The following is a 13258-nucleotide window of genomic DNA, read 5'->3' as shown; positions in this document are numbered from 1 at the left end:
GCAAGCCAGAATTTCGGAAGAACCATTTAAATGCTGTCTCCCTGCTTTTTGCACCTGCCAACTCGTTTGAAATCGCTCTTTCAAGCCGCGCTTGTTATTGGAGGTTTATGGGCCACTTCCGCTCATGCGAAGTTGATAGAAGAAGTCATCAAGGTACCCGTCAAGGTGACCGACAACTATGGCAAAGAGGTGGCGCAGGACATCGTTGTCACGATCTTTTATGACGACATTGCACCCAAGCCCTATCCTTTGCTGGTGCTGGGCCACGGGCGCGCCCCCGAGGCAGAAGGTCGTGCCGCTGTGGGACGAGCCAAATATTCGACCAATTCAAGATGGCTCACTCGCCTTGGCTTTATGGTGGCCGTGCCCACCCGCGTTGGTTATGGCGAAAGCGGCGGCGAAGATGTTGAATACACGGGCGAGTGCAACCGAAAAAACTACCCGCCTGGCTATGCGGCCGCTGCCGAACAGACGTTGAAGGTTCTTGAGATCCTGCGTCAACGCCCCGACGCGGCCAAGGACCGCGCCGTCATCATGGGTCAGTCCTTCGGCGGCGCGACGGCCATCACCGTTGCAGCGCAAAACCCGCCTGGCATCCAAGCCACCATCAACTTTGCTGGCGGCGGTGGCGGCAACCCAAAAACCAAGCCGCAACAACCATGCGCCACGCCGTTGCTGGAGCGCATGTTTGCCAACTACGGAAAAACCGCGCGCATTCCTACCCTTTGGATTTACACCGAGAACGACATGTTCCTTGGTCCCAAGTTCCCCAAGGAATGGTTTGACGCCTTCAAGGCAGCTGGCGGCATAGGCGAATACACGCTGTACCCACCCCTCGGAGCCGATGGGCACGGCTTGTTCAGCAAGGCTCCGGAAATCTGGCAGCCACGCGTGCTGGAGTTTCTGCGAGCCAATGGCTACCCGGCCATTCGGGCGCCGGAGATAAAAAAGTGAGCCCCCCCGTCTGAATGTGCTGGGCACCACACTTATCTACCCCGCCCATTACTGCGTATCGGAGCCATCTGCCGTGACTAAACTGTTCTTCAAATTGCGAATGACTCTGATGTGTCTACTTCTCGCTTCGACGTGCCTGTCATGTAGTCGCGTGCAGGAAGTCGTGGACACGCTGCGACCCATGTGGCGAACTGATCTTCCTCCTGTGGTCCCTCCAGATCGGTATTCGACACGTATTTTTAGGTATGTGATGGATGGTCGCATGTATCACATGCCGGAAAACTATAAGCGCTTTGATTTTTGGGGTGGAGACAACACGAAAGTGTATTACCCACCCCACCTGCAGTTCAATTTAACCTACCCGAATTTTGAAGGCACAACTTATGAGTTGGCCGAGGTTCTACGTCACAGCTCAACCTATGGTCGATATCCTTCTGTTGATATTGGACGCAAATATGCGGTGAATCAAATCGTCGTGCATGAAGCTCGGCCGCTGACTATGAAGGAGTTGGACACAACTAAGACTTATAAGGAGTCCGCAGCTTACAAGACTGCGCAAGCAGAAGCTTTTTCAAGCAGGCGCACTAACTGGAAAGATGTAGATGAATTCAACCAGTTCGAGCTAAGTTGCATCAGTCCAAAAAGTAATCCCGGCGCCATACATTGCAAAGGCGTCACCTTGAAAGGTGAATCGCTGCAATTCGACTGTCTGAATGGCTTGTGGGTTGCTGTCGAAATGGGACGTTGCCGCGTTGAGCGCAATAGCGTCGAGGAAGGATACTTTGCGTACTACGAGTACGCAATGGATCTACTGCCGTACTGGGAAAACATAGACGCCGGCATATTTGCCAAACTCAATTCATGGGAAAGGAAGTAAGGAAAATTTGGCATGACAGCGATAACAATAACAATGCCACCAGCGATTGGGATGGTGCATGCCTAGGTAGGTCGTGTGCAAATGAGGATTTTTGGATCGGCATATGAAAATCTTAACTACGTCAACGAGTAAAAGAAAAATTGTGGAAATTCTCAGACGGAGTGCGAAGGCTGTCTTCGGAATCGCCGCCCTTGCAAGCTGTGTATGCGTTGCAGCGCAATCAGCAATCGTCTTGACGCACCAAGAAAAGAACTTGGAAGACAAGAAGCTGCAAGTGCTCGATTTTCTTGGCCGCTTGAAAGTGGCCTTGGATTTGAATGTCATCGGGGATCCTCAGCGCCTGCAGGCAGTCACAGGATTTGAGGTTCTAGAGTGGGACTCAATGTTGGGGAATCTCTCCCACAAGGTAGCGAACCGCTGGCGGTACAACGTCCCGGTGATGGATCAAGCAGAGGAAATGCTGGTCGTCACTCAGCTATACCGCACAGGGTATCGCGCGGCCGATAACACACCGTATGCCGGTGGGATGGATATCGGGGGCTTTCCAGTCGTGGCCTGCATAACTCCGGCAAATGCAGACCGCATATTTGGTAAGGCGCACCTCGACGCGAGAATGAAAGCGCGCCCGCTTCACGGTCTACCTTGGGTCGCGCCGTTTTGGGACGTTAACTCGTATATTTTGAATCCAGTGACCGGAAGCTTATTGACGCTTACTTATCACTACGAGGACGAAAAATCCCCTCGCGCGACCTGCCTAAAGCAGCTAGGTATCCGTTTCGGAGTAAAACCACCGGTCGGCTATTGAGCATTTTAATTTCCCAATGTGGGTGTCAGGTCTTGCATTGCAACATTGCGTGCGGTGAAACACGTACTCGGAAGTCGCTACGGCAAAGGTTATGTTTGAACAACCTTCGGGTGAGCGAGGTGGCCAGTAAATCAACACTGTGAGCCCCTGCTCCACCTTCACCAACATGGTTAGCCCCGACATGCTCGAGAGAATTGTTGCTGGCATTTCCGCCGAACGCCTTGGCACCCCGGAAGAAATCGCCTCCATCATTTCGTGGATTGCCTCCGACGAAGGCGGTTATGCGACGGGAGCCGACTTCTCGCTCAATGGTGGGTTGCACATGGGGTGAGGCGCGGGCTTCAACTTCCCAAAGACCCGCTTCGGCGGGTTGTTGCTTTCTCTTTTTATAATGAATTCGGGCTGGAAAGCCTTCGCCCCCAATTGGTTCTGCGGCAGTTGCCTGTCATTGGCAAGTGCTCACGCAAGGTCCCTCCACCGTCTCTCCTTGAAGGAACCCCTAACGCATGCCGCACAGCGTCTCCCTCATCAGCACCATCGCCGCCGGTCTTGGGCTGGCCCTGATCTTCGGCTTTCTGGCCGCACGCCTGAAATTGCCGTCGCTGGTGGGCTACCTGTTTGCCGGTGTGTTGATCGGCCCGTTCACCCCTGGCTTCGTGGCCGATGCCGCGATTGCGAGCCAGCTTGCCGAGATCGGTGTGATGCTGCTGATGTTTGGTGTAGGCCTACACTTCTCCCTCGACGACCTGCTGGCGGTGCGCAAGATTGCCGTGCCGGGCGCCGTGGTGCAAATGACGGTGGCTATCGCACTAGGCATGGGTCTGGCGCACTGGTGGGGCTGGAACCTGGGCGGCGCGCTGGTGTTTGGGCTGTCGCTGTCGGTGGCCAGTACCGTCGTGCTGCTGCGCGCGCTGGAAAGCCGTGGTGTGCTTGATTCGGCCAATGGCCGCATCGCCGTCGGCTGGCTGGTGGTGGAGGACCTGGCCATGGTGCTGGTGCTGGTTTTGCTGCCGCCGCTGGGCAGCTGGTTGTCGGGCAAGGCTGGGGTCGATGTCAACATGCTCTGGAAAACGCTGGGCATCACGCTGCTGCAGGTCGGCGGTTTTGTTGCGTTGATGCTGGTGGTCGGGCGCCGCTTTTTCCCGTGGGTGCTCTGGCAGGTGCAGCGCACCGGTTCGCGCGAGCTTTTCACCCTGTGCGTGGTGGCCGCTGCAGTGGGCATTGCCTATGGTGCCACCGCACTCTTTGGCGTGTCGTTTGCACTTGGTGCATTCTTTGCAGGCATGGTCATGCGCGAGTCGGAGTTCAGCCACCGTGCCGCCGAAGAGTCATTGCCGCTGCGCGACGCCTTCGCCGTGCTTTTCTTCGTTTCGGTAGGCATGCTGTTCGACCCCTGGGTCATCGTCGAGCGGCCTCTCCAGGTGCTGGCGGTGGTGGCCATCATCGTGGTCGGAAAATCATTGGCCGCTGCGGCGCTGGTCCTTGCGTTTCGCTACCCGCTGAACACCGCACTCACGGTGTCGGCCAGCCTGGCGCAGATTGGCGAGTTCTCTTTCATCCTTGTGGCGATGGGTGCGTCGCTCGGTTTGCTTCCTCCCGAGGGCCAGAGTCTGGTGCTGGCCGGCGCGCTGATCTCGATTGCGTTGAACCAGCTGGTGTTCAAGTCGGTCGAGCCGCTGCAGCGCTGGATACTCGCCAGGTCGCCGCTGGCCCGCAAGCTCGAGGCGCGTGATGATCCGACAGCCGAGTTGCCCGCCAGCACTGAGGAAAGATACCTGTCGCGCCAGGTGGTACTGGTGGGTTATGGCCGGGTGGGGCGGCGCATCGCCGATGCATTGGCGGCCCAGCACCTGCCGTTTGTGGTGGTCGAGCAGAACCGCGAAGTTGTCGAAAGACTGCGCACCCAGGGCCTGATGGCCGTCTCGGGCGACGCGGCAGAACCGGTGGTGCTGGCGCAGGCCCATATCGCCAATGCGCGCATGCTGGTGGTTGCCACGCCCGATACCCTGAACGTGCGGCAGATGATCAACACGGCGCGCACGCTGAATCCCGAGATTGAAATCGTGGTCCGCACCCACAACGAGGCTGAAGCGAAACTGCTGGAAAGCGAAAACGCAGGAAAGATATTCCTGGGCGAGGAAGAACTTGCGCAATCGATGACGCGGCATGTCCTGGAGCGGTCGGCAGTGGCGCCGCATATTGTCCCGTAAGGTGGCCGGGCGGATATCGTCGTCAGAGATGAATCGACAATTGGGTTAGCCTCTGGTATGGCCGAAGCTGCCCCGTTGCCCCCTGAAACCTGGACCATTCATTGCGATGGCAGCGCGGTGCCCAACCCTGGCCGGATGGGTCTGGGGGCGGTATTGGTCGAGCCCAACGGCACGCGTCACCTGCTTTCCGCTGCGACGGATACGCGTGGCTGCAACAACGAGGCAGAGGCGAGGGCGCTGATGGCTGCGCTTCGCGAGTTGCAGGTTCGGGGTGCGACTACGCTGCAGATCTATTGCGACAGCAGTCTTCTCGTGGAGCAACTGGGTTCTGCGCTTGTGCCACCCGTGGCCCGGCTGGCTCCCCTTTATGCAGAGGCCAGGGCCCTGCTCGAGACATTCGCCCGTGCATCCGTGCATTGGATACCGCGCCATCACAATGGCGAAGCTGATACGCTGGCCCGCGCTGCTTTGAGCCTGCCGCCCAAGAGGCTGGTGAAGTTGACCAGGCGGCGCCGCTAGCCTTGATCGCCGGTGTTCCAGAAGCCCTGGTGCGGCTGGGCGGCTTCGTCTTCGAGCAACGGGCCCAGCACCTCGACGGTCCGCTGTCCGCTTGCAAAGACCTGCCGGCAGGGCAGGGACAGGGTCGGGTTCTCCGGGTGTGCGCCTGTCAACTCCAGCAGCCTCTGCTCCGACAGGCCATAAACGACGCGGCCGATGTTGCACCAGTAGATCGCGCCGGCACACATGCAGCAAGGCTCGGCGCTGCTGTACAGGGTGCACCGGGCCAGGCGCTCCGGCGGCAGCGCGCGGGCAGCCAGCGCGGCGGCTGCCAGTTCGGCATGCTGGGTCGGGTCGCCTTGCGGCGGCATGGAGTTGTTTCCTGCAACGGCAATGACTTCGCCATTTTCATCGGCCACCAGCGCGGCGAAGGGGTGGCGCCCTTTGTGGCGGGACTCGGCTGACAGCGCAATCGCCTGGCGCAACAGGGCCAGGTCGAGCGGGGAGGGCAACTGCATGGCCGGACCCTGCGCCTGTGCTCTCAACGCGTCACAGCACCTCGCTGGCGAAGTCGGCCAGGCGGGAGCGCTCGCCGCGTGCCAGCGTGATGTGGCCGCCGTGCGGCCAGCCCTTGAAGCGGTCCACGGCATAGGTCATGCCGGACGAACCTTCGGTGAGGTAGGGCGTGTCGATCTGCGCGAGGTTGCCCATGCAGATGATCTTGGTGCCCGGGCCGGCGCGGGTGATCAGGGTCTTCATCTGCTTGGGCGTCAGGTTTTGCGCCTCGTCGATGATCACGTACTTGTTCAGGAAGGTGCGGCCGCGCATGAAGTTCATGCTCTTGACCTTGATACGCGAGCGGATCAGCTCGTTGGTGGCCGCGCGGCCCCATTCGCCTGAGCCGCTGTCGTTCTTGCCCAGCACTTCGAGGTTGTCGTCGAGTGCGCCCATCCAGGGGCCCATTTTTTCCTCTTCGGTGCCGGGCAGAAAGCCGATGTCTTCCCCAACGCTGACGGTGGCGCGGGTCATGATGATCTCGGTGTAGCGGCGGTCGTCCAGCACCTGGGTCAGGCCGCTGGCCAGGGCCATCAGCGTCTTGCCGGTGCCGGCCGTTCCGGCCAGCGTGACGAAGTCCACCTCGGGGTCCATCAGCAGGTTCATCGCGAAGTTCTGTTCGCGGTTGCGGGTGGTGATGCCCCACACGGCATTTTTCAGGTGCGTATAGTCCTTCAGCGTTTTCAGCACGGCAGTCTTGGCGCGGATTTCGGTGACCCGGGCGTACAGCGGCGGTTCGCCCGGCGCTTCAAAAAACACGAACTGGTTGATCAGCAGGCTGCCGACAATCGGGCCGGTGATGCGGTAGAAGGTGTGGCTTCCCTGCTGCCAGCTTTCAATGGTCTTGCTCTGGCGTGTCCAGAAGTCGGTCGGCAGGGGCAGCGAACCGGCGTACAGCATGTCGCCGTCTTCGAGCGTCTTGTCGTTCTGGTAGTCGTCGGTGGCCAGGCCCAGCGCGCGCGCCTTGACCCGCATGTTGATGTCTTTGGACACCAGCACCACGTCGCGCGGTGCATATTCCTTGCGCAGCGCTTCAACCACGCCGAGGATCTGGTTGTCGGCCTTGCCCTGCGGCAGGCTCATCGGCAGCGAGTAGTCCAGCGGTTTGGTCTGGAAAAAGAGGCAGCCGCCGGCTTCCCGGTGACCGGTGGTGTCGAGCTTGAGGCCTTTGGCAATGTCGGCGCCGCTGGTGCCGGCCAGGGCGTCGAGCGTGCGGCTGGTTTGCCGGGCATTGCGCGCCACTTCCGTCATGCCTTTCTTGTGGCCGTCGAGCTCTTCCAGCACGATCATGGGCAGGAAGATGTCATGTTCCTCGAAGCGGAACAGGCACATCGGGTCGTGCATCAGGACATTGGTGTCGAGCACAAACAGCTTGGCTGGTCCGGTGTGTTTCGGCTTTTTGACCTTGGCCGCGGGCTCGGGCCGGGCCGGTGCGGGCGCCCCCTGTTTCAGGTGACTTTTCGCGCCGGTTGTACCGGCATGCCCCTGCTCTCTGGGCAGGTAGGCTGCGGGGTGCTCCGCCTCGCCGCCGGCCGAACGGTTGTCAAACAGCTCCAGTGCCGCCGGTTGGTGGGCTGGTCCGGCCTGATCCGTTTTTCGCGTCGCTTTGGCGTGTGAGCGGGCCGGCGCGTCGAGAGCGTCGGCAGAAAGCAAAGCGGCACGTTTGGTCGGGGCGGGTGGCAAGGGCATAGTGCTTAAAGCTCACTGGATAAAGGAAACCTCTATAAATCCGATTCTCGGACGCATGGCAGCGTTGCGCGGTGCTCGGAATCCTCATGCACCCAAGTGCATTCCGGTTCCTGCGCTCCGTGCGCCTCGCCCTGCATCCCGACAATCGAATTTTAAGTGGCTCCCTAAGGTTCAAGAAGCGAAAAAGCCGCCTGGAGGCCAGGGCGGCTTTTTCGGTGGGCGCAGTCGCTAAGGTCAACAGCATGAAGTCATTATGCACGACTCTTGTGACATGTCTGAGGGCCTTTGACGATGGTGTGCCAAGGGTTTTTCAGGCCGCTTTTTTGAGTGCCTTGACAGCCTTGAGAACGTCGTCCACATGGCCTGGCACTTTCAGGCCGCGCCACTCTTCCTTGAGCGTGCCGTCGGCACCCACGAGGAAGGTGCTGCGCTCAATGCCCTTGACCTTTTTGCCGTACATGATCTTGTTCTTGACCACACCGAACATGTGGCACATCTTTTCTTCGGTGTCGGCAATCAGCTCGAAGGGCAACTCGAGCTTGGCCTTGAACTCGTCGTGCGACTTCATGTTGTCGCGCGAGACGCCGAACACGGTGGCGCCGGCCTTGACGAAATCCTTGTAGCGGTCACGGAATTGCATGGCTTCGGTGGTGCAGCCGGGGGTGTTGTCCTTGGGGTAGAAATACAGGACCATCACGTGGCCGAGGTGGGTTTGGTTGGAAACCTTGACGCCGCTGGTGGCGTTGGCTTCAAATTCGGGGAGTGGTTTATTGACGACGACTGCCATACTGCTTGGACCCTGACAAAAGTAGTTGTAATTAGCCGTTGGCTTTGACAGCAACATTTGGGCCAAAACCCCTACGCTGCGCCAGATGCAACCCTAGATTTTACCCTGAAAGCTCCAGAGGCGTTCCAAGGCGCGGGAAGTGGCGGCCGCAAGGCATTGGCAGCGCGCCTCTGGCCCATTTTTCAGGATTGCTTCTGTTCGATACGCCGGGCTTGCAGAATGCGGGCGCGGGTGCCAAAAACTGCTTAAACGCCTTGAGGGTCTGGCGGCTCGATCAGCAGCGCGGTGACCACGTTGCGGCCCTCGCCGGCCAGGATGTTGTAGGTGCGGCAGGCTGCCAGCGTGTCCATGGTTTCCACGCCGATGCGGGCTGCCATCAGGCTGCGCAAAAAGGCCGGCGGTGGAAAACGCAGGCGGCTCCCGCTGCCGAAAATCACCAGCTCCGGCCGGGTTTCGGCCAGGCGGTCGAAGTGCGCGGCGGTGAGGTCTTCAAAGCAGGTGCAATCCCAGGCGAATTTTTCACCGCGCGAGCCGATCACGATGCTGTGCCCGATCTTTTCCGCCACCCCCTGGTTGCCCAGGCCGATCCAGCCCGGCCCGTAGCCCAGGATAGATGGAGCGTCGAGGTGGTCAGGCTGTAATTTCATGCGGTGTTCTGTCGGGGGTGATGGGGTGTGCCTGCCAGTGAAATCGCGGTTTTATGTGGTCAAATTATAGATTCCGCCCCAATTTCCGCTTGCCAGCGTGCCTATTTGCGTCCCTGCAGACCCTGCGTGAGCTGAAGAACGAGAACCGACCATGAAATTGATCACCAAATCGGCCAAGCTGGCCAATGTGCTTTATGACATCCGCGGCCCGATCATGGATGCCGCCAAGCAGATGGAGGAAGAGGGGCAAAAGCTCATCAAGCTCAACCTCGGCAACCTTGCGGTGTTCGGTTTCGATGCGCCGGAAGAAGTCCAGCAGGACATGATCCGCAACCTGCCGTCCTCGGCCGGTTATTCGGACAGCAAGGGTATTTTTGCGGCGCGCAAGGCGGTCATGCACGAAACCCAGCGGCAGGGCATCAAGGGAGTGACGCTGGACGACATCTACCTCGGCAATGGCGCGAGTGAGCTGATCTCCATGGCCACCAATGCCTTGCTGGACAATGGCGACGAGTTGCTGCTGCCTTCACCCGACTACCCTCTGTGGACAGCTTCCACCAGCCTGTCGGGCGGCACGCCGGTGCATTACCTGTGCGACGAGGGCAATGGCTGGATGCCTGACCTGGCCGATATCCGCGCAAAAATCACGCCCAAAACCAAGGGCATCGTGGTCATCAACCCGAACAACCCGACGGGCGCGCTGTATTCCGACGACCTGCTCAAGGGCATCGTCGCGATTGCGCGCGAGCACGGCCTGGTGATCCTGGCCGACGAGGTGTATGACAAGGTGCTGTACGACGGCGTCAAGCACACGGCGATTGCCAGCCTGTCCACCGATGTGCTGACGCTGACCTTCAACTCGCTGTCCAAGAGCTACCGCTCCTGTGGCTACCGCGCCGGCTGGATGGTGGTGTCGGGCCCGAAGAAGGAGGCGCAGGACTACATCGAGGGCCTGAACATGCTGGCCAACATGAAGCTGTGCTCCAACGTGCCTGGCCAGTGGGCCATCCAGACGGCGCTGGGCGGCTACCAGAGCATCAACGACCTGACCTGCGAAGGCGGGCGCCTGCGGCGCCAGCGTGACCTGGCGTATGAACTGATCACCGCCATTCCTGGCGTGAGCTGTGTCAAGCCGAGTGCGGCGCTCTACATGTTCCCACGGCTCGACCCCAAGGTCTATCCGATCACCGACGACCGCCAGTTCTTCCTGGAACTGCTCAAGGAAACCAAGGTGATGCTGGTGCAGGGCACCGGTTTCAACTGGGCGGCGCCGGACCACTTCCGCATTGTTTTCCTGCCGCATGAGGAAGACCTGCGGGAAGCGATTGGGCGCATCGCCAAATTCCTCGAAAGCCGCAGACAAAGCGGGCAGCCGGCCCGCGCCAAACCAGCCGACAAATCGGCCGAACTGCTTCTCAAATAATCCGAACAAAAATGACATCGACTCCTCTGAAACCGATCAAGATAGGCCTTCTGGGCATGGGCACCGTGGGCAGCGGTGTGTTCACCGTCCTGAAGCGCAACCAGGAAGAAATTTTTCGTCGCGCCGGCCGCAGCATCGAGATTGCCATGGTTGCCGACCTCGACACCGCCCGTGCGCAGGCCGCCGCCGGTGCGGGTGTGGAAGTGGTGGCCGATGCGCGCAGGGTCATTGCCAACCCCGAGATCGACATCGTGATCGAGCTGATCGGTGGCTACGGCATCGCCCGGGCACTCGTGATGGAAGCGATTGAAGCGGGCAAACACGTGGTCACGGCCAACAAGGCCCTGCTCGCGGTGCATGGCACCGAAATTTTTGCCGCGGCCCACCGAAAGGGCGTGATGGTTGCTTTCGAAGCGGCGGTTGCCGGCGGCATTCCCATCATCAAGGCGTTGCGCGAAGGCCTCACGGCCAATCGCATCGAGTGGATCGCCGGCATCATCAACGGCACGACCAACTTCATCCTGAGCGAAATGCGCGACAAGGGCCTGGACTTCGACGTGGTGCTCAAGGAAGCGCAGCGCCTGGGTTACGCCGAAGCCGACCCGACCTTCGACATCGAAGGCGTGGACGCCGCGCACAAGGCCACGCTGATGTCGGCGATTGCCTTTGGCATCCCGGTGCAGTTCGACAAGGCCTATGTCGAGGGCATCACCAAGCTGGGCGCGCAGGACATCAAATACGCCGAGCAGCTGGGCTACCGCATCAAGCTGCTGGGCATCACCAAGCGCACGGCCAAAGGCATCGAGCTGCGCGTGCACCCCAGCCTGGTGCCGGCCAAGCGGCTGATCGCCAATGTCGAGGGCGCGATGAACGCGGTGGTGGTGCAGGGCGATGCCGTGGGCACCACGCTGTATTACGGCAAGGGCGCAGGCAGCGAGCCGACCGCCAGCGCGGTGATTGCCGATCTGGTCGACATCGCGCGCCTGCACGGCGCCGACGCTGCGCAGCGCGTGCCGCACCTGGCTTTCCAGCCGCAGTCCATGAGCGACATGCCCGTGCTGCCCATGGGTGAAGTGGTCACCAGTTATTACCTGCGCCTGAATGTGGCCGACAAAGCCGGCGTGCTGGCCAGCGTGACAGGCATCCTCGCCGAAGCCGGCATCAGCATCGACGCCGTGTTGCAGCGCGAAGCCGATGAGGTGGGTGGTGAGGGCTCCACCCACACCGACCTCATCATCCTGACGCACGACTGCGTGGAAGCGAAGATGAATGGCGCCCTGGCCCAGATGCAGGCGCTGCCCACTGTGCTCTCGCCCATCACACGTATCCGCAAGGAAGAGCTGGCCTGATGAAATACCTGTCGACCCGCGGCCACGCGGACCGCAAGCGCTTCTGCGAAATCCTGCTCGAAGGCCTGGCACCCGATGGCGGGCTTTATCTGCCCGAGACTTATCCGCAGGTCAATGCGGCCCTGCTCGACAGCTGGCGCGCGATTTACCGCGAATCGGGTTATGCCGCGCTGGCATTCGAGGTGCTGTCGCTCTACATCGACGACATTCCGGCTGCTGACCTGAAAGCCATTTGTAGCAAGACCTACACCGAAGAAGTTTTCGGCACGCCGGAGATTGTTCCGCTGCGCAAGCTGGAGGACGGCCTCTACCTCGAAGCCCTGTCCAACGGCCCGACGCTGGCCTTCAAGGACATGGCGATGCAACTGCTGGGCAACCTGTTCGAATATGAACTGGCGCGCCGTGGCGAAGAGCTCAACATCCTGGGCGCCACCAGCGGCGACACAGGCAGTGCCGCCGAATACGCGATGCGCGGCAAGAAGGGCGTGCGTGTATTCATGACCTCGCCGCAAGGCCGCATGAGCCCCTTCCAGCAGGCGCAGATGTTCAGCCTGCAGGACGCGAACATCCACAACATCGCCATCGAAGGCGTGTTCGACGACTGCCAGGACATTGTCAAGGCTGTGTCCAATGATCTGGCCTTCAAGCGCAAGTACAAGATCGGCACGGTCAATTCGATCAACTGGGCGCGGTTGCTGGCGCAGGTCGTGTATTACTTTGCCGGTTACTTCCAGACGACTGCCACAACAGACGGTGGCAAGGTCAGCTTCACCGTGCCCTCGGGCAATTTCGGCAACGTCTGTGCCGGCCACGTGGCTCGCATGATGGGCCTGCCCATTGCGCAACTGGTGGTGGCCACCAACGAAAACGACGTGCTCGACGAGTTCTTCCGCACAGGCGTGTACCGTGTACGCGCCAGCGCCGACACGCACGAAACCTCCAGCCCGTCCATGGACATTTCCAAGGCCTCGAACTTCGAGCGTTTTGTGTTCGACCTGCTGGGCCGCGACGCAGCGCGTGTAGCCGACCTGTTCGGCGCGCAGTTGTCAAAGCAAGGGCGCTTTGACCTGAGCGGCGACACCACCTTCCAGTCGGCCGCGCAGCACTACGGCTTCATCAGCGGCAAAAGCACGCATGCCGACCGGCTGCAAACCATTCGCGACACCTTTGCGCGTTTCGGCACCATGATCGACACGCACACGGCTGACGGCCTGAAAGTGGCGCGCCAGAACCTGCAGCCCGGCGTGCCCATGATCGTGCTGGAGACCGCCTTGCCGATCAAATTTGCCGAGACCATTGAAGAAGCGCTCGGCCAGTTGCCGCCGCGGCCGGCCAAATTTGAAGGCATCGAAGCACTGCCCAAACGCGTGCAGCGCATGCCGGCCGACGTGGCACAGGTGAAAGCCTACATCGCTGCACATACAAGCTAAATCGGCCTCCAGCCCTTTAAGCGCGGGTGCCACC

General features: G+C 60.3%; 12 protein-coding genes and 1 pseudogene. 9 read left to right on the top strand and 4 right to left on the bottom strand.

The window, feature by feature from the left end; genetic code table 11:
• Positions 1-30: 30 nt before the first annotated feature.
• From WA904_RS07735 to WA904_RS07710, 6 genes and pseudogenes are all read left to right on the top strand, one after another.
• Positions 31-954 (top strand): dienelactone hydrolase family protein, encoded by a 924-nt coding sequence (locus WA904_RS07735; RefSeq protein ID WP_425196546.1) that lies wholly within the window; start codon positions 31-33, stop codon positions 952-954.
• Positions 955-1216: 262 nt separating this feature from the next.
• On the top strand, positions 1217-1831 hold the full coding sequence (locus WA904_RS07730) for a hypothetical protein (RefSeq protein ID WP_425196545.1): 615 nt from the start codon (positions 1217-1219) through the stop codon (positions 1829-1831).
• 103 nt (positions 1832-1934) lie between these two features.
• The gene (locus tag WA904_RS07725; RefSeq protein ID WP_425196544.1) at positions 1935-2636 is read left to right on the top strand and encodes a hypothetical protein; all 702 of its coding nucleotides are present in this window, start codon (positions 1935-1937) and stop codon (positions 2634-2636) included.
• A 130-nt stretch (positions 2637-2766) separates the two neighbouring features.
• Positions 2767-2967: pseudogene (locus tag WA904_RS07720) on the top strand (SDR family oxidoreductase); the annotation flags it as partial.
• Between the two features lie 175 nt (positions 2968-3142).
• Positions 3143-4846 carry a YbaL family putative K(+) efflux transporter gene (gene ybaL / locus WA904_RS07715; RefSeq protein WP_425196543.1) on the top strand — a complete coding sequence of 568 codons (1704 nt, stop codon included), beginning with the start codon at positions 3143-3145 and terminating at the stop codon, positions 4844-4846.
• Between the two features lie 57 nt (positions 4847-4903).
• Complete coding sequence (locus WA904_RS07710; protein ID WP_425196542.1) at positions 4904-5365, top strand: ribonuclease HI family protein; 462 nt, start codon at positions 4904-4906, stop codon at positions 5363-5365.
• Here WA904_RS07710 and WA904_RS07705 read toward each other — a convergent pair.
• The 4 genes from WA904_RS07705 to WA904_RS07690 form a co-directional block, all read right to left on the bottom strand.
• The gene (locus WA904_RS07705; RefSeq protein ID WP_425196541.1) at positions 5362-5862 is read right to left on the bottom strand and encodes a nucleoside deaminase; all 501 of its coding nucleotides are present in this window, start codon (positions 5860-5862) and stop codon (positions 5362-5364) included. The genes WA904_RS07710 and WA904_RS07705 overlap by 4 nt on opposite strands.
• 31 nt (positions 5863-5893) lie before the next feature.
• Positions 5894-7588, bottom strand: a complete 1695-nt coding sequence (locus WA904_RS07700; protein WP_425196540.1) for a PhoH family protein — start codon at positions 7586-7588, stop codon at positions 5894-5896.
• A gap of 310 nt (positions 7589-7898) precedes the next feature.
• On the bottom strand, positions 7899-8375 hold the full coding sequence (locus tag WA904_RS07695; protein ID WP_348066995.1) for a peroxiredoxin: 477 nt from the start codon (positions 8373-8375) through the stop codon (positions 7899-7901).
• 245 nt (positions 8376-8620) lie between these two features.
• Positions 8621-9022, bottom strand: coding sequence for an Mth938-like domain-containing protein (locus tag WA904_RS07690; RefSeq protein WP_425196539.1), 402 nt, complete (start codon positions 9020-9022; stop codon positions 8621-8623).
• Between the two features lie 151 nt (positions 9023-9173).
• On the opposite strand from WA904_RS07690, the gene WA904_RS07685 reads away from it, so the two are divergent.
• Genes WA904_RS07685 through thrC form a run of 3 tightly spaced genes read left to right on the top strand, consistent with a single transcriptional unit; the run spans position 9174 to position 13224 of the window.
• Complete coding sequence (locus tag WA904_RS07685) at positions 9174-10445, top strand: pyridoxal phosphate-dependent aminotransferase (protein ID WP_425196538.1); 1272 nt, start codon at positions 9174-9176, stop codon at positions 10443-10445.
• Positions 10446-10471: 26 nt separating this feature from the next.
• Complete coding sequence (locus WA904_RS07680) at positions 10472-11794, top strand: homoserine dehydrogenase (RefSeq protein WP_425196568.1); 1323 nt, start codon at positions 10472-10474, stop codon at positions 11792-11794.
• Entirely contained in the window at positions 11794-13224 is a 1431-nt protein-coding gene (thrC, locus tag WA904_RS07675; RefSeq protein ID WP_425196537.1) for a threonine synthase, read from the top strand. Before WA904_RS07680 ends, thrC begins: the two co-directional genes overlap by 1 nt.
• Positions 13225-13258: the final 34 nt, after the last annotated feature.

This window comes from Polaromonas sp., assembly GCF_049790275.1.
Lineage (GTDB): Bacteria > Pseudomonadota > Gammaproteobacteria > Burkholderiales > Burkholderiaceae_C > Polaromonas.
Note: the sequence above shows the minus strand (reverse complement) of the source record. Positions and strands in the feature narration are given on the sequence as shown.